This window comes from Cyclobacterium sp. L-R (genome assembly GCF_056859355.1).
Map to the genome: position 1 here is coordinate 130426 of NZ_JBSXOH010000095.1, position 20958 is coordinate 151383.

Here is a 20958-nt window from a genome sequence, read left to right on the forward strand (position 1 = left end):
AATGGATTTAGTCCTTCAGTTGCTTTTTGCATTGGCTTTGCTAAACGTCCTATTTCAGATTAGTCAATGGAAAACACCAGGGATTTTGCTTGTGGCATTTGCTATAGGATTAATTGCTTATCTCCTGTACCCATGGACGGTTGCCCAAAGTAAAGAGCAATTGAATACATGGATGCAAAACCCTATAATTATGCAGAATTTAGCAGTTATTCAGGTAATGGAATCGTTGCTGTTTATCGGCATCGACTTATCGATATTAAAAAGACATTTTGGTCAGCCGGTAAACAGATACCTAAAATATGCAAGCTATTTTCCCGGTCTTTTTTGGATTTCAGCGGTGTTGCATACCCAAATGGTCAGTTTCTATTTCTTTTCAGGAATTGACTTTGAAACATTGGCCATCTATTTCTCCCTTGGTTTGATAGCTTGTTTTATAGCGGTTCCTATTACAATAAAATCCATTCTTCCTGAGCATTATCTTAGGTTGGAATTGCGCTATATCTTAAGCTTTGGGCAAATTCTCGGCAGCATCATCATCACCATATTCTGCCAGGATTTGCCTTATAAACCCCAACAAAACAATTATGATTTAACTTCCTTTCTGATCGTTTTAGCCTCGGCCACTTTAATGGTCTTTCTGGGCTGGATATGGTCCCGTTTAGGAGAACAAATAAAAAATAAATGGAAATACTAAATAAACTATTGTACTGGATTTCTACCGGACTCATGCTTCCGGTAATCGTCGTTTTGCTCTTTTTGTTTTTAAAATCCTTGCTTGCCCTCGGTGGATTTTATGGAGACTATGTTGCTCGATTAAAGGCCTTTAATACATTGACTCCTTTTATCAATGAAGTAGCGACTACAAGTCTTGAGGGGAAAGTCATTCCTGAAGGTAAATTACGTCAATTTGTCTATTTAAAAAACCTGCTTGCCTCAAGGCATTCTGCGGTAAACCGTGAAAAAACCTTAGCAGATTTTGAGTTGGAGATGACCAAACAATTGTGGACAACAAAGACCATGTCCAAGTTGGGACCTGTATTAGGTTTAATGGGGACATTAATACCTATGGGACCTGCTTTGGTAGGTTTGGCTTCCGGTGATATTGCCTCCATGGCAGAAAACATGCAAGTAGCTTTTTCTACAACAGTTGTAGGACTAATCGTAGGGGCTATTGGCTTTCTGCTAACTGAAGTGAAACAGCGTTGGTTTGCCAAAGACCTATCCCAACTCATTTATATTTCAGATCTAATCACAGAAGAGAATGAGACAGAGAAGAAATAGTTTTTTAAATCAAAAAGCAGGCGATGATCTCGTTTCCTTGGTCGCCAACCTTTTTGACGTTGCCATGGTATTTGCTGTAGCACTGATGGTGGCCTTGGTTACTCGCTTTAATATGTCCGAAATATTTACACAGGAAGATTTTACTATGGTAAAAAACCCGGGAAAAGAGAACATGGAAATTATCACCAAAAAAGGGGAGGAGATCACCCGCTACAAGTCCAATAAGGATTCCAAGAGTGAGGGAAATAAAGGCAAAAGAGTAGGAACAGCCTATGAATTAGACAATGGTGAAATTATTTATGTACCGGAGTGAAAGTTTTTTCTAGTAGAAAACCAATAAACTTTTTATCCCTACACTACAATTTCTTTAAAAGTCTTGAAACCTATTGAGATAGAGAATTGGGTGGTATTCTTGCAGAAAAAAAAGCAAAAATACCACCCAATTTACTTTGTAACCCTTTAATTTCAATTAAACGGATAGGCCTACAAAGGTTTATTGAGGGGCATTAATCCGGCAATGAAAACGCCATTACCGATCCGGCCGTATTTTCCGAATTCCCTCCCACAGAAAGTACTATGTATTGCTTGCCATTTACTTTATAGGTACTTGGGTTGGCATTGGCAAATCCCGGTAAATCAATTTCCCAGTGCTTTTCTCCTGTATCCTTGTCAAAGGCCCTAAATTTATTGTCTCGAGTGCCAGCTATAAAAACCAGTCCGCCTGCGGTAACCGTGGGTCCGGCGGAACCCGTATCGCCAGTCTCCTGCATCCCTTCCTGCAACTCAGGCTTATTTCCTAATGGCACGCTCCAGGCATATTCACCTGTATTTAAATTGATAGCATGAAGCAAACTCCAGGGAGGTTTAATTCCCGGTCTTCCTTTTGAGTCCCTGAAATATCCATAAGCGGTAAGGTTCAGGTATCGATTTAGTCCTTCTACGGCTTGGGTCTCTATAGATGCATTTTGATTGTTATTGATTTCATCCAACAAAGATTTTTCCTGCTGCGGGCTTCCTATACTTTTATTCTCGAAGAGGTAGGCCAGAATAGCTTCTTCCTTTGCTTTGTCATTAATGACACTGGAAAAGCTTGGCATTTTACCTCCTCCTTGTTTAATTTTGGTTAGCACATCTCCTTCACTAATTCTGCCTTTTAATCCAACCAGGGAAGGATTACCCTGTTCGTCTCCATTTTTGTCCCGCCCATGACAGCTAACACAATAAGTGGAATAGATCGACTCTCCCTGTTTGAAAACGGATAGGTTGGTGATGGCATTTTCAGGCTCCACTTTTTTCATGCGCATGATTTCTGGTGAATCATTTGACCTCACATAAAGGAGACCAGTAGCCGCATCGAAGGCAGCACCTCCCCAGCTTGATCCTCCGCGTGAACCGGGAAACTGCAAGGTTCCCTTTACGGAAGGCGGAGTGAAAATCCCTTCATAGCGAAGAGAGCGAAATACCTGTATCAGAGAATCCCGAGATTCAGGAGAGTAATGTGCTAGGTCAGATTCGTCTAAATATTGCCTGGCATAGGGAGCGGGTTTTAGCGGAAAAGGCTGGGTTGGCCAAGCCTCTTCGCCAGGTATATCCGAGGGGGGAACAGGTCTTTCTTCAATGGGAAACAATGGTTCCCCCGTTTCTCTATCCAATAAATAAATAAATCCTACTTTGGAAGTTTGGGCTACAGCATCAATTTTTCGACCTTCGTGTTCTACCGTAACCAGGTTTGGTGGCGCAGGCAAATCATAATCCCATAGGTCGTGATGTACAGTTTGAAAGTGCCAGATGTACGCTCCGGTTCGGGCATTCACCGCTACTACAGAGTTGCCAAATAGGTTCATTCCTTTGCGGTCTGCACCATAATAATCGTAGGCAGGGGATCCTGTAGAAAAATAGACCACTCCCCGAGATGCATCCAAACTAAATCCTCCCCAACTGTTGGCACCTCCAGCATACTTCCATGCATCCTTTGGCCATGATTCATAACCCACTTCGCCTGGCAAAGGGATAGTGTGGAAAGTCCAGGTTAATTCTCCTGTACGCACATTATAAGCCCTTATGTGACCTGGTTCTGCACCATAAAGCTCGGAAACCTCTGTACCCAAAATCAACAAATCTTCGAAAATAATTCCTGGTGAAGTGGGTATTACCGAGATTTTATCTGGATCGCCACGCATGCCTTCGTTTAAGTCCACCTTACCTACGTTTCCAAATTCAGGGATTGGCATTCCGGTGGATGCATCAATGGCAAAAAGTTTATCGCCCCCGGTAAACAGAATGCGTTTGTCCAAACCGTCCTCCCAGTACGTTACTCCCCGTTTGATTCCACCTCCTCGTTCCCCGTTAAAAGGGTCAAAACTCCACTTCAATGCGCCTGTTCCTGCATCTACTGCGAATAGCCGTCCGCGGGCAGAGGTGGTGTATAGTACATCTTCAATAATAATCGGGTTGCTTTCGCTATTTTGTGGTCTGGCCCCTGCAATGGTATCATTCGGTTCAAAAACCCATGCCAGAGCAAGTTTAGATACGTTTTCCTTGTTGATTTGATCAAGAGGAGAATAGCTAGTGCTTTCCCCGTCTGCTTTGTAAATTCCCCAATTGGAATAGATATCCTGCTTTTCGGAACAGCTTCCATTCCCTAATAGAAGGGGGATACAGAGTATCATTCCATAGGTTAACAAGCCTCTTTGTTTTTTGGCCTTTTTTAAGATGATATCTTTCATATTACAGTTAAATAGCATGAACAACTTGTAAATCAATAATATTACGATTGAGGAGGGTTTTCTAGGTTACTTTACCACTTTTGCCCTGATTTTGGTCACTTCACTTGGAGTGATGGCACTGGCTTTATTTCCCCACCTGCTTCGAATATAAGTGGTTATAGAAGCTACCGCAAGATCATCCAGGATATTGGCGTGTGGTGGCATATACCCATTGAATGCTTTTCCCCGAACAGTAATCTCGCCTTGAATGCCGTTTAGAATTGATTCAACAAGTATTTCAGGATCCCCAACAACGCGCTCAGATTGGGCTAGGGGAGGAAACCTGTTGTTGTCTCCTTGCCCATTTCTTTGATGGCAGGTAGCACAATAAGTATTGTAAAGGATTCCTCCTTCAAGCAATGAGCCTTTATCCAAATTGTCAACTCCCTCTACCGGTGTTTTGATATAGGTTTTGTTCGTGGTCAATTGGTTCATTTCATCCAATTGCTTTTCTCCAAATACCTTTTTGTTCCCCTTGTACATGACCCTCCAAATTTTTCCTTTGTTTGAATCGGATATATAAAGGGAGCCATCTGGGCCTTCGGCCAATCCCATAGGCCTGTACTTGGCATCACCAGTGTTTTCTACTGTATCTATTCCGGCAAACCCATCTGCAAAGACTTCCCAATCACCAGCTATCCCATCCTCTAAAGGAACAAAGCAGACGATGAATCCAGCTTGTGGATAGGGAGATCGATCCGTGGAACCGTGAAAAGCAATGAATACACCTTGCTTGTATCTTTCTGGAAATTGGCTTCCTTGGTAAAAATGCAAATCCATTGGGGCCCAATGACCAGGAAACCCAACCACTGGATTATCAAAATCGGCTGCTCTGCCGATGATCTTGCCATCACCACCGTATCCGGGCGATAAGACATTTTTGGCTTGTAACTGATCATAATAGGCGTATGGCCAACCAAAATCAGCTCCATCGGTTATTTTCACCAATTTTTCAGATGGTAGTACTGCTGCCTGCCAGGAGGAATAAAGCTTTGGATAGAGGGTGTGAAAATTGTCTATTCCATTGACTACTCCATAAAGTTGGTCATCCAGTGGACTCCAGGTCATGCCGACAATGCTACGTAGGCCGGTGGCATATTTAACACCGTCTGATTGGAATTGCCCCTCCTTATTAGCGTCAAACTTCCAGACGCCTGCATTCATCTCGCGTTCCGGACTGGGGTCCAAGCCCTTTCCTTCAGGAGTACCCGTTGGTCCATATACCTCAATATCTTGTCCTGCATCAGAAGGAGACCCGAATGGGATATACATATTTCCTTTCCCGTCAAAAGCTGCAGGTTTAGTGGTGTGCCAATTTCTGGCAACATTGGGATGCGTATCTGTGAGAATAATTTCCGTTCTGCTGCTGGGTACTAATTCCCCAGGACTTAGTTTATTTCTTAAAACCTGATTTACAGTACTGGTATAAAGATAGCCATTATGTATGGTAACCCCGACAGCAGAACCGCCTACACTTTCATAGTCACCGAAGCGGACTACGGAATCTGCTTTTCCATCCCCATCGAGGTCTCGAAGTCCAATGGTGCCTCCCTGTTTGTCCCTGGAAAAGCGAAGTTTAGCATAAATGTCCCCATTGTCGTTGACTGTGATATGACGCGTTGGCCCCACACTGTCGATGACCACCAAGGCTTCAAATCCCCCCGGAATGATTAATCCACCATTATCTAGGTCACCAGCAGGCAATTTATCTTGCTTATTTTCACAAGAAAAGCTGATTAGTAAAACGATGAAGATGATGTAATTCCAATGCCTATAGCAAGTGGAAAAATTCGTATAAACTAATTTGGGTAATCTTTGTAAGCGGGACATGGTTTGTTTAGTCTTTAAAAGGTTGTTAGCATTTTGAAGGGGTAATTTAACCTTACTGAACCTAAAAATCGGCATCAGTCTTGCCATTTTTATACAATCTTTTATGGGGGATGGAGATTTTAGTCGTTCCAGTAGTGGATTTCACCTTGTTAAAATGCATTGACAACTCTATTTTGTTGGAAAATCCTCCGGCTATTTTATTAGTGATTTAATTGAAAAAAATCCCCCTGCCCCCTTAAGGGGGATTTGTGCACGTTATATTTAGCGGATGCGGTCTACTTGCTAACTTTATCAGCCCGATGAATAATAGGAAATAAGCATAAGATAGCCATTTACGAAAATCCCTTTTTCCTCCTTAAAGGAGGGATTTGTGTCCGTATGAAGAGAATATACCAGACATGTATAATTCCAAACAGAATTCGCCTATAAGAAGAAAATTTCGGTAATTTGGTTTTCCATAGCCTATGTTAATCTAGTAGAAGACAGCTCGCTCATTTTTCAAAAGTACAACAACTCCATAAATTTAAAATCCTATACAGTCCATGCCTTCAATCGAATACCAAATCCTCCAATGTACAGAAGCCAAAGCCATTGAAAATGCTGCACATGTGCAAACCTTATGGAGTGGTTATGGCACCATTAAACGCTATACATTAGAAGGAGGGAAGCACAGGTCCGTTATTGTGAAGCATATTTTACTTCCCGAATCCGGCAAGCATCCCAGAGGGTGGAATACGGATTTGTCCCATCAGCGAAAAGTCAGATCCTATGCAGTGGAAAGTTACTGGTACCAACATTATGCTCCTTTAACCAATCCGAATTGCCGTGTGCCACAACTGCTACATGCGGAAGCTGAAGGAAGCATGCGATTGCTTATAATGGAAGACCTCAATGTTTCAGGTTTTCCTATCCGACTAACGCCAGAAACCGTTTCAATTTCGGCTGCCAAAAATTGCTTGACCTGGCTGGCACATTTCCATGGGAAATTTATGCAGGTTCAATCAAATGGACTTTGGGAAATAGGCAGTTATTGGTACCTGGATACAAGGCCAGATGAGTTGGCAAAAATGAAAAACAAATCCCTAAAGCAGATGGCTTCAGCCATTGATCGGAGGCTTAATGAAGCCAAGTTTCAGACCTTGTTACACGGAGATGCCAAGGTGGCGAATTTCTGTTTTGGTTCCGAAAATCAGGTGGCAGCTGTGGATTTTCAATATGTGGGCAGAGGATGTGGCATAAAGGATGTAGCTTACTTTATTAGCAGTTGTTTTGCAGAGGAAGACTGCCAACACTACGAGGAGGAGCTGTTAAGACATTATTTTAATGAACTTGAATTAGCGATGGCTAACCCAATTGATTTCCAATTGGTTAAACAAGAATGGTCGGCACTTTATAAATATGCATGGGCGGACCTTTACCGCTTCCTCGATGGATGGAGTGATGGTCACTGGAAGATGCATGGGTACAGCAAGAGACTTACTCAGTCCGTATTGAAAGAATTAAATTACGTATAAATGCTCAACAAAAACAGCCTAACCACACTTTGCCAAAGCGCCATAAACGCAAGCATAGAAGCCGGGAAATTGATTCAATCCCAGGTAGATCAAGCTTACAGTCAACAAAGAAAGAAGGGAGGGTATTCCAAGGCTTCTCAGGTAGTGACCGAAGTTGATTTCAAGGCCCAGGCCATTATATTAAAACATTTGGCTCCCAGTATAGCCAAGCATGATCTGGGTTTACTCACAGAGGAAGCTGCAGATGATGAATCCCGCTTAATTAATGATTATTTCTGGTGCATTGACCCCTTGGATGGCACTTTGCCTTTTACCGAGCAGCGTCCGGGTTATGCGGTTTCCATTGCCCTTATTTCTCGATCTGGAGATCCTGTGGTCGGAGCTGTCTATATACCTGATGAGGATTTATGTTACAGTGCTGTCAAAGGGGAAGGCATTTCTCTAAATGGTGAATCTTTTAGCCTTACCAACCCTGCCGATGATGATTCATTACATGTCTACATGGACAGAAGCATGCAGGGCGCGAGTTATTTTAAAGAACTAAAAGACAGGACACAACAATGGGCAGAAGGTCAGAATTATACCAATGTGTTTTACCATGTTGGTTATGGAGCAGTGCGGAATGCCATGTCCGTTTTGTCCCATAGTAATGCCTGCTATTTTAAATTCCCAAGAAAGGAAAAAGGAGGGGGCAGCATTTGGGATTTTGCAGCCACACGGTTGATTTTTGAAGAATTGGCATTTCCTGTAACCAATGGTAAAAGAGAAAATTTACACCTAAATTCTCCTGAAACTACCTTTATGAATCAGCAGGGAGTGGTTTATGCGTCGGATATAAGGATTAGGGAGATGATTATTGAGATGAATCGGAAATTGGTTTGACTGAAATTTTATCAAAACCCAAACGGATGACTTAATTGGCTTCCTGCTCTTCAATTTTGTCCTGAAGTAGTTTCGATATATCTATTGGAGGCAATAAATACCCACCCAGCGGCCCTAAGTTAGTAATTTGATACATTATATTTCGAAGATTATTAATCATCATGTTCAAGGGAGAAAACTTCAATAAATTAGTCTTCAATCCTTCATCCATTTTCTCGGATTCGTTAATGCTAAAAGTTCCACCACCTTCTACTAAAATTTTATAGCCCCGGAGTTTATACTCCTCGTCTGCATTTACTTTAATTCTGGTAATCAACTGGATTTCTTTATTATCCTCTGTAGAATTTATATCAAAATCTATTTCAACAGGATATGAAAAAAACAATTTTTTGTGGTCAATATCACTAGATTCAGGTGCAAGAAATTCAAAGTGTGACTCCAAAAGCTTGAAGTCCAGTAATTGTAATGGTGAAAATTTTGCTTTCATCCTGCCATTGGGAAATCTTTCTCTAAGGGTACATCTATAGCCATCACCACTTGAGGATTGGTACTTTTATTTTTTAATTTTAAATATTGTTGGGTATAGGCCCATTTACGATGATAATCAATAATTTCTTCGTTAAGTCTTTCTTGAATCAATTCCTCTGTCATCACTTCCTCATTATCCAATAATATCACTTGTAATTGGATATTTAAAACTTTCTCCAACTGGGAAACAGTAGAAAGTTTAAAATCACTTTGCCCTTTTACTAGTTTGCTTACTTGCTGTCTGGTAACTCCCAATTCTCTTGCCAAATCAGATTGGCTCCACCCTTTTTCCTCCAGCGCATCTAACACACGCAATGCAACCCTTGTTGACTTCTTGAGCCAAGCTTTATTTTCTTTTCTAAAAGCAACTTTCTCCTTCCAGTTGGAAGCAGGGCTTTTAGCTGCCTGGGATTTTAATTTTTCTTCTGTCTTGTTCATAACTTTATATATCTAAAAAAACGAACTCTGCTTCTTCTCCAAATTCTTTTAGGTAGTCTCTCACCAAATTCAATTTATATAACTCGGTTTTAGTATGAGACCTATCATTCATTTTTTCGGTCAACTTAATGGCACCACCTGTAATCACATAAGATTTCCCATATCGAATGGCATAAATCCTCAAAAATGAATTCCAAAGCATTCCATACCCTTTTAGTTGCTGTAAATCATATAGATTCCCAGCTTCCTTATTGTAAAGGGGTTTGAAAAATTCGTTTAGATTTTTTCCTGATTCATCTTCGGCCAATTCAAATAACTTTTCAAATAGAAGGTCAGCATCCTCAATTGCTTTTTCTACGATTAGGCTAATTTTTGTTTTACCATAAAAGGCTTCATAATCCTTATTAAATTGTTTGAATACTTTTCGTAATTCCTCTGGATCAGACCATTGTTCCTGTAGTATTTCCAGCGCATCAAAGTCGTTGTCTTCATACAATACTGCGTAGAGACAATTCTTTCTATGCTCAAATATACTAACAATTCTCATAGTGTCAACCTTAAGGTTTACAATTTGGTTCAATTTTATCAAATAATTTGATAGCAACTACATGAGTTGTATTGCCAATACTTATTATTGATATTTGAATTTTAATTTTTTATTAGGATGGATTTAAATTTTAAAACACTTAGTGGCGAAATTTGTATTGAATATTTTAATCACCCTTTCACGATAGTCAGGGTACAAAAACCTCTTTAACTCGGCCTTTTATTCATAAGAAAAATTTCAGGTACAATTCCTTTTCTAAATATATCGTTTTGATTGAAAACGAAAAAATCTTTTGAGTAAGAAAACTTAATTTTTAGATGAATACAGTGAAGTAATAAGCTGTAATTTCTAAAATTCAAAGAATGATCTTCTGTAAATACGATAGGTGATTTATTACACAAAAATAAAATTCCTTGGTATTAAGTAAATCCTAACTTCTCATATTTTTAAGGAAATAGGTGAATAATTTTAGTTTTTTTTCCAATCAGGATCACCTATCAATTATTACCCCCAAGTATCAGAATACTAACACATATAACCTAAAATGGTTAATCAAAAAGAAACCAGAATGGTTCATAAACACACCCTTCAACCTAATAATTGAAATTATTTTTGATCTACAGCGAGGGATTTATAGCGGTATCTCGTCTAATCTTAAAATTGAGACAATAGGTTGTTCTCTTAATCACCTGATATTGAAAAAAGCATTTTATGGCACTATTTAGAAAATTTGCACCCTTTAGAAAAAGGAATTTCAATCCTTTTTCATGTCTCTTATTTGGCCTGCTATTTACCGCTGCATGTGAGGAAGAGGAAGAAATAGTCCCCCAAGCTAAAGGTATTTTTATCAATGAAATATTTGCTTCCGGTGAAGATTGGATCGAACTGTACAATGCATTAGCAAGCAGTCAGGATATAGGGGGCTATGTCATTTCCGATGAAAGCAATGCTTACAGCCTTCCTGCTGGTACTACCATTCCCGGTTCTGGCTTTCTCGTGCTGCTTTGCAATGATTTAGGATCAGGACTTAATACCAATTTTAAACTGTCGGGAGATGGGGAAGTCATTTCATTGGAGAGCGCAGCTGGTACACTTATCGACAATATTGCCTACCCAAACCTTGACAATGGACAGTCCTACTCAAGATTTCCTGACGGTTCCGATTTTTGGGAAATTACTGGTACTACCTCCCAAGGGGAGTCCAATGGGGACGATAGCGCTCCTGCCATTAATTCCCTATCACGTACTCCCTCCGTTCCGGCACTGAATGAGGAGGTAATTGTAACCGCCGAACTGATTTCAACTGCTGGTGTTGCCTCCGTAAGCTTGTTTTACCAATTCAATGGTGGTGCCTTTTCAGAAGTTACCATGTCGTACAAAAGTGGAACTGCTTATACCGGAACTATCCCAGGAATGAGTACTGTAGGAACGGTGGCCTATTATGTTGAAGCAGTGGGTAGCAATGGGCTTTCGACCTTTAAGCCAGCAACTGCACCGGAAAACTTGGAAGACTACTTATTAAATACAGATCCTTTACCACAACTCGTCATCAACGAGTTTATGGCCAGCAATACCACTTGCTGTCCAGATACCGATAGTGGGGAAGAAGAGTTTGACGATTGGATAGAAATTCACAATACTGGAACTACTGCTGTAAACATTGCAGGAATGTATCTTTCAGACAATAAAGAGCACCCATTTGCGGATAAAATTTCCTCTGATGATGCTGATGCCACCACTATTCCCGCTGGTGGATACCTGGTGCTTTGGGCCGATGGATCAACCGATGAAGGTGTGCTGCATCTTAATTTCAGTTTGAGTGCAGATGGGGAAGACATTGGCTTATTCTATATCGATGGACGAACCATAGATACCTATACTTTCGAGGCCCAGGAAAAAGATATATCCTGGGGAAGAACCATAGATGGTGGTACTACTTGGGCAGCAATGGAAAACCCGACACCTGGCCAAACCAATAATTAATCAACTGAAAATATGTTTGAATTATTTCCTGATCAACCGGTTTATGAATACCCACAATTGGTAAACATTACCTACTCTTTTATATGGGCATTTGTCTTGTCTTCCTTGATCGCTATCACCCATAAACTCACATTTACGGGTGATGTTTATCCTAAAAACTTTTTCCAGTCATTGATTTTAGGAGCCCTCGTAACCTCTTTGGTGATGATGGCAATAGGAGACAGTCTGGCCCGAGGCTTAGGGGTTTTTGGCGCGATGGCCATCATTCGCTTTCGTACCCGCATCGATGATCCAAGGGATGTATTGTTCCTGTTCGCTGCTTTAAGTACCGGTTTGGCCATTGGGGTTTATGGCTTCACCATCTCTTTTGTTGGGGCTATTCTTTTTTGCCTGGTGGCTTTACTGCTTCACGCCTCACCCTTCCGAAGTTTCAAGTACCACAATCAATTGCATTTTACCATAGAGGATAGCGATAAGCTCAAAAGCATTACCGGGCTTTTTGAAAACCATTGTCAGGGCTTTCGCATGTTGACCATACAAGTCAATAAAGAAATGGCAACCCGGTATCAATATGCAATAACCTTAAATAATGGTGTATTAAAAGATGATTTCATTAATGACATCAAAGCAATCGAAGGTATATCACAAATTAAGTTGTCTTCTAACGAAAACCTTCCAGACTAATGGCTAAAAATTTGAATTGGTTTTATGTATTGATAGCAATAATGCTGGTTGCGATGTTGTTTATCAGTGGAAGGTATTTTAAAGGGAGCGGGGAGTCCTCCGTCGGAATCGCCCAAACGGCTGAATACAAGGTAAAAATAGAAAAAGCAGCTTTGGTGAAGGCCATTCACATTGTACCTGGGATGGAGGTGAAGGCTGGAGAGCTTTTGGTGGAACTTACCAGCGATGAATTGGAAATTGACATCACCAAACTCAGGAACCAGATAACCATTCGTAAATCAGAACGAGCGGAAAAAGCAAAGCTTGTCAATGCTGAGATATCCTATATCAAAGCCCAGGTGGGAATCGATATCGAAGAGCTTGATGCAAAGATTCTTGAAATGGAAAGTGAGATGAAGATGAATGAAGGAATTACAAAAGAATTTTCCATTGAAGCATCGGCTGATGCCAGTTCTCCCATGGCTTTCAGAATTAGGTCACTGCAACAACAAAAGCAAAAGCATATCGAAGCTTTAAACATTAAAATTGAGGATGTAAAGCAGGAAAGCACCACCGAGTTGCAGTTGCTTGAAAATCAAATTAACCTTTGGGAAAGTGAATTGAAGCTGTTAGAAACCCAAAAGAGCAACTTGAATAAATATGCTACTGCTTCTGGGGTAGTAAAAAATGTTTATGTAAAAGCTGGAGAACAAGTGGAGTCCTTTAGCTCTCTATTGGAGATAAATCCCTTACATCCGACCACCGTAGTAGCTTACCTTATAGGAAAGAAATCCACTCAGTTTAATATTGGGAAAATCGTCGGCGTCTCCTCTTATGACCAGCTTAGAAACTCCGTTCAGGGGGAGATAATTGGCTATGGTTCGGTCAGTAAATTGCCTGAAATCCTGCAAAAGTCTACGGCCAATCAAGCCTTTGGCCAACAAGTGTTTATTGAGATCCCTGCTGAAAACACATTTTCTAATGGGGAAAAAGTTTTGATACGATAAGCCATGCGGATATTAATTATTAGTTGTTTCCTGTTCTTGCCTTTTATGGGCTATGCCCAGTTGACCATGGAAGATTTTCTACAATCGGCCTTACAGTCATCTGCCGTGAAGGTATTTGACACCCAGGATGATTTTTTGGACGAAAACCCTTATAAACTCTCCTTAATTCGTGGCCTGGAGTTTCGCACCGAAAGCAATCAGCTCGACAATGACCGTCAGGATTATACCGTAAGGTTAAACCCTGCCAACCCCTGGGAAGTGAAACGCAACAACGAATATTTTAAAAATTACCAGCAGCTATTACAACTGGATCGGCAGCGTGAATTAAAAGAAGTCATGAAGATCCATTATGAAACGATCATCAATTGGGCCTACCTGGACGAATTAAAAAAGTTAAAAAAGGAAGAACAAGAAATAATAAAAACCTCAATTGATATTTTAGCAGCTCAGAAGTTTTCGAGTTATTTTGATGCCAATGATTATGCGGATCTAAAAATTGAGCAGATAGAAAAAATGGTGGAGTTAGAAGAGTTAACCTTTGGAGAAGATGCACAGCGAAGCAATATCGAAGCACTGTATCCTTTGGCTAGAAATCAGACTATTTCCTGGACACTCAGTGAGTTAATCCCCATTGAGCAAATTCAGTATTTGGTTAGCAGCAAACCCATCTTTAGTAGAGTAGGCGAATTGGCCTATCGACAGAAGAAAATTGATTTGGCCTTATCGGAATGGAAACTAGACAAATCAAATATCAACATAGGCTATGTAAAAGCCCAGTACCAGGGCTACCGCATAGAACAGGAAAGAAAGCCATGGAGTATAGGGGTTGGGATAGCCATTCCTATTACCAATCCCAATAAAGACAATATGACCAAAAGAAAGCTGGAAATCATAGAGGCAGAAAACGATCTATTGGTAGCAAAAACTGAACAACAAGTTGGGGTGGAAATGGTAAAGAAAAATTTGCAAAACTTATCCATACGCTACAATAACTTACAAAATCGCTTGGACAGTTTAAATATTCCAGCGCTAGCCTCCAATCTTCAAAAAATAGAAGACAGTAATCCCATTACCATGATCAAACTAAGAGGAAGTTTGATCAAATCAAAAAGTATGGTTGCCCGCATAAAAAAGGAAATCTACATGGCCTATATTGATTATCTCTCGTATTCAGAGCTATTGCAACAACAACCTTTTACAAATTACCTTAGGGCGGGGTTGTATTAGAGGTTTAATTGGGGAAAGATTGTAGGATAATAGGTATTGCGCATGTCTTAGAATTTCATCTAACTCATAAAATAATAGGTATAAATTAACCGCCTAATATGCTTTAAAAGTTTAAGCTACTGGTTATCCTTATCTCTTCTTGTTCATTTTTGTCTTGACACAAAAACGAACCAAAAAAGTCAAGGCTGTATGTAAATCTTAACGCAAAATGAATACTCACTGGCTAAACAAAAAAAAACTCCGCCGAAAAGGCGTCAGACAGTTTTTTTGTTCTTAACGCCATTGAGCAATCCATTTTACTAATTTGCATAAGGCCGGAAAAAAAATATAGTAAATTCAAGTTAGCTGTCTTACGTTACATTTTTCCCAATGTCTTAGAATTCCATCTAATTCTTTATAGTTTAATTTAATTCCCTATGATGATGATAATTGTGAAGCTTTTAAATCCAAAACACCCTAAAGGGGTGAAATATTTATAGCCATGGCCGTCAGGCCATGGTAAAACAATGAGAACAACACGATTTTGGCGGTATTGTTGCCATTTTTTTCTGCAACAATACTGACAAAATCACTTATCGAAATTTTAGACTCCGAGATAACTTATTTTAACTCTATCCTCCATTCTAATTTCTCGGCCTGTTTTATGAATGACTTGATATTTTCAAGATGCCATTGGTTACAGGTTGAAATAGCCTGATCCTGAAGCTGGATCACCTCATCTTCCTTAATATAATGTCTCTTATGCCCCCAACGTTGATATATATCTTCAGCATTACTCGTCAAATCCACTACTCCGAAGCTTCCTTGAATATAATCAGGGAAATCATGTTTTAATTCTGAATAAGTGATTTTAGGATTCCTTTCTACATGCGCTCTAACCACTGCATTCACAAGCCTGCCTTTATTATATTCTTTTCCGTTGAAAATGAATTTTGAAAAATCCTTGTTAGAGTAAGAAAAATTGAAATAGGTATCTGAAATCACAAAAACCTCATTTTTTTCACTGCGAAATCGCTTAACTGTCATTCCAGCTATTGGGATTCTATGAAATTGATAACCTTGGGATAAACGCTCCTGTAGCCCGGCACTTATAGAAGATCCCACAAGAAGCCCAACCCATTTTGGTTCTGCATCTTCCTGCCAGTATTCTCCCAAATTCAATATCTGGGCACGAACCGAAAGGTAATCTTCAAGTTGATTAAGACTTAACTCATCGATTTCATTCAATTTGATTTCCACAATTCCCAAATACTCTCCACCGTATTTAGCAAGAATATCTATTCGTCCGTCTCCTGTTTTTCTTCCACTTTTTAAAGCTATTTCTGCATCCAAGACTTCTACTTCTGAGAAATTTTGCTCATCCAACTTTAAAATATCCTCATTCTCCAAAAAATAAGCCTCCATAGCCAATTCCTTCCAGAAAGGGTAGGGTTTCATAGAAATGCTATTCGCTGTGAATTGTCTAAAAATCGCCATGTTATTTCAATGTTTACTTAATTCAATCAATTCTTCATCGCTGTTCCTTTTCTAAAGATATCGTTTTGAATGAAAACGAAAAAATCTTTCTATTTATCATTGGTTAATATTTTAAAATTAAACTTTGTAGGAGTGGAAAAACCCATAATAATTCTTCCTTAAATCCACAAACCTTCCAGGTTTTGTTGAAAATCAGTCTGATGTTAAAATTCGGCAATTTAAACCTGGAAGGTTTTATCGCTATAAAAACTAATTAATTAAATAAATAGGGTGCGGAATTTAGGTTCTTCATGATTTCAGCAATATTATTCTTATTTTGGAACAAAATATTCCAAAAACCATCGGCATGAAAAAAACTATTTTAATAGGGTTAGCGCTAATTTTTTTACAAGGGCTTGTTATGGCACAAACGGGACTTTCTCTGCCTCCGGCACTGGAGGGAGAAATTCCCTGGGATTTAAAGGTATTATCCCAAGCGCCCGACTTTGAATGGTTGGACCAATCGGATTCTGTTTGGTCCTTGACCTATACCGGTGAGGAATATGAAGGCCAGGTGACCCAAGTATTTGCTTACTATGCCAGTCCGGCTACAATTGAAGCGGAGAATGTAGGATCTGGGGACTTTCCGGGAATTGTACTGGTGCACGGTGGGGGAGGAACGGCTTTTCGAATTTGGGCACTGGAATGGGCTGAAAGAGGCTATGCGGCCATCGCCATGGATCTTGGTGGAGACCAGCCTTTGCCCACAGATCAACAAGACAATCCATGGGGTTCGAAGCGCAGCCCCATGGAAACTGGCGGCCCCAAACAGAACGACGTTTACAAGTTTTATAAGCTAGGTGAAGATTTTACGGAACAATGGCAATACCATTCAGTATCCAATATTATCCGCGCACATTCTCTTATCCGGTCTTTTCCTGATGTAGATTCCAAAAGGACAGCCATTACAGGTATTAGTTGGGGTGGGTACCTGACTAATCTGGTAGCAGGAGTGGACCAGCGCTTTGCTGCGGCAGTGCCTGTATATGGCTGTGGCTTTTTACAAGAAGGCAGTGCCTGGGACAAACAATTTGATTCCCTTGGGGTCGCTGAAACCGAACGTTGGGTAAAACTTTGGGACCCTTCCAGTTATGTGGGAAATGCAGCAGCATCTATGCTATTTGTTAACGGCACCAATGATTTTGCTTATTTCGTTGAAAACTGGCAAAAAACAGCCAATCTGGCCAAGCATACACAGTTTACGCTAATCCATGAAATGAAACACAGCCACCTTCATGGCGCAGCACCCGGTGAGATTTACCGATTTATCAGTACTACATTAGAAAACAAGTCCAAATTTATTAGTTCAATTAAATTAAAGGAAAAAGGGGATAAGGCGAAGTATTCCATTTCCCATGCTTCGGAAGAGGTTTACCTGGCTTACACTGCCGATACCAAACGTAGTCCTGAAAGAAAATGGGATTTGATACCACTTGATAAAGCGAAAGGCAAGGTCACTGTACCTTCAGATGCCAAACTTTGGTATATCTATTGGGTAGATGAGTCGGGAAATCGGAGGAGTAGTGAGGTGAAGGGTTGGCATTAGGTTTTAGTAAACCCCTCATAATAAATAAGGTTTGACCGCCTTGATTTTTTTGACTCGTTTTCTCATCAAGTACTCCCTGAACACCTTAGCGGATCAATTAAGTTTGATTGGATTACTTTAATAACCATCAACCTGAATATTACAATAAGTTAAATAAAATTGGGCTAACTTAATTGGAAGGTGAAAATTTTGCTATTGTTCGGCAAAAGATCTTTTAGCCTCTTCATTTCTTTTTCCCCTGAGTTGCTTTACTTCAGGGCAGGTTAGATAAAAAGAAACAAAGCAAAGAAAAATCAAGCCAGCAGAAATCTCCTCCCTGCAAGGCTGGTCGCTGCCTCGTTCTCTGGCAGGCCACTGCACTACTCCCGATAGTGATGCTTTAATGACTATGGTATTGGAAAGTTTAGGACCTTTTAACCTGGAAACAAAGCCTATGAGGAAAATTATCCATATGCTACTTACCAATCATATTGCGAAATGGAGAAGAATACGAAATTGGATAAAGCCGAAGTTCTAGAGTGGTTTGGAGGAAACAAAGGCTTTTTTGATTTTCATCGGGTTAACTTAAAAAACCATAAAGAGATAAACGAGAATTTATTTTTGGAGTAAAATTAAAGAGGTTACCCTAAGTACCTCTTTAATTTTGGTATGGTTTAGTAAATCCTATTACATCCTCCGGATTAAAATTCATTTTTGATAATGGCCTCCATGATTTGGTAGCGTTCTTCGCTTTTATCTTGTTCATTGCTAAGCAGGATAATCAATCCCTCAGACTCCGGTATCAATACCAACAGACTGGTAAACCCGGCGATGTCTCCTCCATGGTGATAAATGACCTGATCATTAATTTTTAGGGTAAAAAATCCAGCCCCGGGGACATTGATATCGTTTTGCTCCAGTGGCGGAGCAAATATTAATTCCTTTTCACCTTGGGTAAAAAAATCGGAAAGCAATGCTTTTCCCCATTTTTCAAGGTCCTCAATATTGCTTTCTATCTCTCCTGCACTGTAGGCAATCTGCATTTGATATGGACCTACTTCCTGCCCATTGTCATAGCCTTTGGCCCTTTCTTCTCCACTTATGGTATCAGGACCTTTGCCCGTATGGTTTAAATTAAGTGGCATATAAATATTTTGGTTCAAATACTCCTGGTAAGACAGGTCTGTAAGTTCTTCTATAAGTAGACCCAGAATCAAATAGTTGGAGTTGGAGTAAGCGAAGAATTCACCTGGGGTAAAGTCCAAGCCATCCTCTTCAATGGATTCAATGATGATCTCAAAAATTTCCTCGGGGTCAAAGTGGTAATTGTTTTCTTCAGCATAGTCCTCAACCGGCCCCACATAATCAGGAATACCGGACTGATGATTCATAAGATGTTTGATTGTTATTTGGTCTCCATAAGGGATATCCGCTGCAAAATCACTTAAAGGTTGATCCAAACTATTGATATAGCCATCCCTTTTGAGCTTTACCACCGCTGCGGCGGTAAAGGATTTGGTAATAGAGCCTATGCGGTAGATAAGCTCGGGATCATTTGGGATATTATAGGATTGATCAGCCATGCCAAATCCCCTTTTCAATAAATATTCATCTCCTTTGCTGATCAATACACTTCCCGTAAATCCTAATTCTTCCAAATAGGCTTCCGCAGAATCATATTCAGAATTAGCATCGGTAGGAGTGTTACCATCCTCCTCAATACAAGAAGCTAAACTTATCAAGAAGGCCATTGCCAGCATTACTTTTAATTTTCCCATTAGCATTGTCATTTCGTTTTGTTTTCAAAGTTTTAAGATGATTCAAAATTAGCCGGAAGGGGTGTTACGATCGTCTCAAAATGTATAATGGGACCGGCTTATGAAATTCAGGACTATTTCAGGGCTTCAATGATGTCAAAAAAGAATGTTAGAGCCCTCAACAAGAATTTTAGTAATTATTTTCAATTATTAAGGCTGAATAAGTGCGGGATTTCACCGGAAGAGACATTCAGAACGATATTCCCTCAAGTGGAGAAGACCTTTGTAGCGTACAAAATCAAAAGAAAATGAAAAAGTTAGCTACAATACTTATTTACTTGACAAGTGCCATTGCCTTGCTGGCACAAGAAAATCAGGACAAGGTAATTCAAAGGATTGACCGATTATTGGAAAAGGAATTGAAAAAGAAAAATGTACACAATGTTTTCCTCTCCCTTTATTCTCCTACAGATGATTTTGAATGGCATGTGGCCAAAGGAACATTTAAGGATGGGAGGGAAGTGAGCATTCAAAACCCTTTTTATACAGCCAGCATTGGCAAAACCTTTACGGCAACTGCCATCGGGATACTGGTAGATCAAGGAAAAATTAGCTTTGAAGATCCAATAGCGAAATATTTATCTCCTGAATTAATGAAAGGTTTGCATATTATGGACGGAGTAGATTATGGGAATTCAATCAAGGTTTCGCATTTGCTGCAACATACCTCCGGAATTCCCGATTATCTTGAGGACCCCATAGACGGTTCACCGAGCATACTTGATTTGATTTTAACTGAGCCCAACCGCTTTTGGGAACCGGAAGAATTAGTTGGCTTTTCAAAGGACCATTTTAAACCTACTTTTGCTCCGGGCACTGACTATAATTACACTGATACAGAATACGTTTTACTGGGTTTAATTATTGAAAAAATAGGAGCAATGAAGCTTCACGAGTTTTTCCTTAAGCATATTTTTACACCCCTACAGATGGATCATACCTACCTCAATTTAAGGTCTAAACCCATTCAACCTACCACGCAGATGGCTGAAATGTATGCCGGAACACACGAAATTAGCACTATTAAAAGTTTAAGTGCAGATTGGGCCGGCGGTGCCATTGTTTCTACAGGTAAAGATTTGATCCGTTTTCAAATAGCCCTAAGAGAAGGAGATTTGCTCTCTGCCGAAACTTTTAAAGAGATGCAAAAGTGGGTCAAAGAAACCAAAGGCATGACCTATGGCTATGGTTTACGGAAAATTTCCTTTAAACAACTCTTTCCCATCTTACCCAATTGGGAGGTCATCGGACACTCAGGAATGAATGGTACATCAATGTATTATTGTCCGGATCTGAATATGTATTTGGTGGGTACCCTCAATCAATTGGAGGCTTCAAAAGATGCGGTAATGTTGATGGTAAAAGTTTTAATGGAATGTAAAAGCGTTAATCCGCTATATATCAAAGTCTTATTCATGGAAATTAACACCTAAAAT

The 20958-nt window shown here is 40.0% G+C and carries 20 protein-coding genes; 12 read left to right on the forward strand and 8 right to left on the reverse strand.

The genetic code is table 11. The features are described from left to right. Window position 1: 1 nt before the first annotated feature. From AC13EX_RS20590 to AC13EX_RS20600, 3 genes are read left to right on the forward strand one after another with little or no spacing between them, the layout of a single operon-like run. Window positions 2–694, forward strand: coding sequence for a hypothetical protein (locus tag AC13EX_RS20590; protein ID WP_482894137.1), 693 nt, complete (start codon window positions 2–4; stop codon window positions 692–694). Continuing rightward, the gene (locus tag AC13EX_RS20595) at window positions 682–1281 is read left to right on the forward strand and encodes a MotA/TolQ/ExbB proton channel family protein (protein ID WP_482894138.1); all 600 of its coding nucleotides are present in this window, start codon (window positions 682–684) and stop codon (window positions 1279–1281) included. The genes AC13EX_RS20590 and AC13EX_RS20595 overlap by 13 nt, the downstream gene beginning before the upstream one ends. Then, a complete protein-coding gene (locus AC13EX_RS20600) occupies window positions 1262–1594 on the forward strand; it encodes a DUF2149 domain-containing protein (protein WP_482894139.1) in 333 nt (110 codons plus the stop codon). The genes AC13EX_RS20595 and AC13EX_RS20600 overlap by 20 nt, the downstream gene beginning before the upstream one ends. Before the next feature lie 193 nt (window positions 1595–1787). Here the strand turns inward: AC13EX_RS20600 and AC13EX_RS20605 are convergent, their stop codons facing one another. Both AC13EX_RS20605 and AC13EX_RS20610 read right to left on the reverse strand, forming a co-directional pair. After that, window positions 1788–4007, reverse strand: coding sequence for an outer membrane protein assembly factor BamB family protein (locus tag AC13EX_RS20605; protein WP_482894140.1), 2220 nt, complete (start codon window positions 4005–4007; stop codon window positions 1788–1790). A 66-nt stretch (window positions 4008–4073) separates the two neighbouring features. Further along, the gene (locus AC13EX_RS20610; protein WP_482894141.1) at window positions 4074–5876 is read right to left on the reverse strand and encodes a PQQ-dependent sugar dehydrogenase; all 1803 of its coding nucleotides are present in this window, start codon (window positions 5874–5876) and stop codon (window positions 4074–4076) included. A 542-nt stretch (window positions 5877–6418) separates the two neighbouring features. Between AC13EX_RS20610 and AC13EX_RS20615 the strand changes: the two genes are divergently transcribed. Together AC13EX_RS20615 and AC13EX_RS20620 are read left to right on the forward strand one after the other, a co-directional pair. After that, entirely contained in the window at window positions 6419–7390 is a 972-nt protein-coding gene (locus tag AC13EX_RS20615) for a phosphotransferase (protein ID WP_482894142.1), read from the forward strand. Then, window positions 7391–8272 carry a 3'(2'),5'-bisphosphate nucleotidase CysQ family protein gene (locus tag AC13EX_RS20620; protein WP_482894143.1) on the forward strand — a complete coding sequence of 294 codons (882 nt, stop codon included), beginning with the start codon at window positions 7391–7393 and terminating at the stop codon, window positions 8270–8272. A gap of 31 nt (window positions 8273–8303) precedes the next feature. On the opposite strand, the gene AC13EX_RS20625 is transcribed toward AC13EX_RS20620, so the two are convergent. From AC13EX_RS20625 to AC13EX_RS20635, 3 genes are read right to left on the reverse strand one after another with little or no spacing between them, the layout of a single operon-like run. Further along, entirely contained in the window at window positions 8304–8759 is a 456-nt protein-coding gene (locus AC13EX_RS20625; RefSeq protein ID WP_048643631.1) for a preprotein translocase subunit SecB, read from the reverse strand. Continuing rightward, a complete protein-coding gene (locus tag AC13EX_RS20630; protein ID WP_339710878.1) occupies window positions 8756–9238 on the reverse strand; it encodes a helix-turn-helix transcriptional regulator in 483 nt (160 codons plus the stop codon). The genes AC13EX_RS20625 and AC13EX_RS20630 overlap by 4 nt, the downstream gene beginning before the upstream one ends. Window positions 9239–9242: 4 nt before the next feature. Continuing rightward, window positions 9243–9785, reverse strand: a complete 543-nt coding sequence (locus AC13EX_RS20635; RefSeq protein WP_482894144.1) for a hypothetical protein — start codon at window positions 9783–9785, stop codon at window positions 9243–9245. Between the two features lie 711 nt (window positions 9786–10496). On the opposite strand from AC13EX_RS20635, the gene AC13EX_RS20640 reads away from it, so the two are divergent. Genes AC13EX_RS20640 through AC13EX_RS20655 form a run of 4 tightly spaced genes read left to right on the forward strand, consistent with a single transcriptional unit; the run spans window position 10497 to window position 14665 of the window. After that, the gene (locus AC13EX_RS20640) at window positions 10497–11768 is read left to right on the forward strand and encodes a lamin tail domain-containing protein (protein WP_482894145.1); all 1272 of its coding nucleotides are present in this window, start codon (window positions 10497–10499) and stop codon (window positions 11766–11768) included. A 12-nt stretch (window positions 11769–11780) separates the two neighbouring features. Next, entirely contained in the window at window positions 11781–12452 is a 672-nt protein-coding gene (locus tag AC13EX_RS20645; protein ID WP_473343330.1) for a DUF4956 domain-containing protein, read from the forward strand. Beyond that, on the forward strand, window positions 12452–13438 hold the full coding sequence (locus AC13EX_RS20650; protein ID WP_482894146.1) for an HlyD family secretion protein: 987 nt from the start codon (window positions 12452–12454) through the stop codon (window positions 13436–13438). The genes AC13EX_RS20645 and AC13EX_RS20650 overlap by 1 nt, the downstream gene beginning before the upstream one ends. Window positions 13439–13441: 3 nt before the next feature. Further along, entirely contained in the window at window positions 13442–14665 is a 1224-nt protein-coding gene (locus AC13EX_RS20655; protein ID WP_482894147.1) for a TolC family protein, read from the forward strand. Window positions 14666–15265: 600 nt separating this feature from the next. Here the strand turns inward: AC13EX_RS20655 and AC13EX_RS20660 are convergent. Continuing rightward, window positions 15266–16141 (reverse strand): hypothetical protein, encoded by an 876-nt coding sequence (locus AC13EX_RS20660; RefSeq protein ID WP_482894148.1) that lies wholly within the window; start codon window positions 16139–16141, stop codon window positions 15266–15268. A gap of 346 nt (window positions 16142–16487) precedes the next feature. Here AC13EX_RS20660 and AC13EX_RS20665 point away from each other — a divergent pair, with 346 nt between their 5' ends. Next, a complete protein-coding gene (locus tag AC13EX_RS20665; protein WP_482894149.1) occupies window positions 16488–17726 on the forward strand; it encodes an alpha/beta hydrolase family protein in 1239 nt (412 codons plus the stop codon). A 192-nt stretch (window positions 17727–17918) separates the two neighbouring features. Here AC13EX_RS20665 and AC13EX_RS20670 read toward each other — a convergent pair whose 3' ends face one another. Then, window positions 17919–18191 (reverse strand): hypothetical protein, encoded by a 273-nt coding sequence (locus AC13EX_RS20670; protein ID WP_482894150.1) that lies wholly within the window; start codon window positions 18189–18191, stop codon window positions 17919–17921. Window positions 18192–18203: 12 nt separating this feature from the next. Here AC13EX_RS20670 and AC13EX_RS20675 point away from each other — a divergent pair, with 12 nt between their 5' ends. After that, entirely contained in the window at window positions 18204–18335 is a 132-nt protein-coding gene (locus tag AC13EX_RS20675; RefSeq protein ID WP_482894151.1) for a hypothetical protein, read from the forward strand. A gap of 71 nt (window positions 18336–18406) precedes the next feature. On the opposite strand, the gene AC13EX_RS20680 is transcribed toward AC13EX_RS20675, so the two are convergent. Further along, on the reverse strand, window positions 18407–19483 hold the full coding sequence (locus AC13EX_RS20680) for a serine hydrolase domain-containing protein (protein ID WP_482894152.1): 1077 nt from the start codon (window positions 19481–19483) through the stop codon (window positions 18407–18409). A gap of 287 nt (window positions 19484–19770) precedes the next feature. On the opposite strand from AC13EX_RS20680, the gene AC13EX_RS20685 reads away from it, so the two are divergent. Further along, a complete protein-coding gene (locus AC13EX_RS20685; protein WP_482894153.1) occupies window positions 19771–20955 on the forward strand; it encodes a serine hydrolase domain-containing protein in 1185 nt (394 codons plus the stop codon). Window positions 20956–20958: the final 3 nt, after the last annotated feature.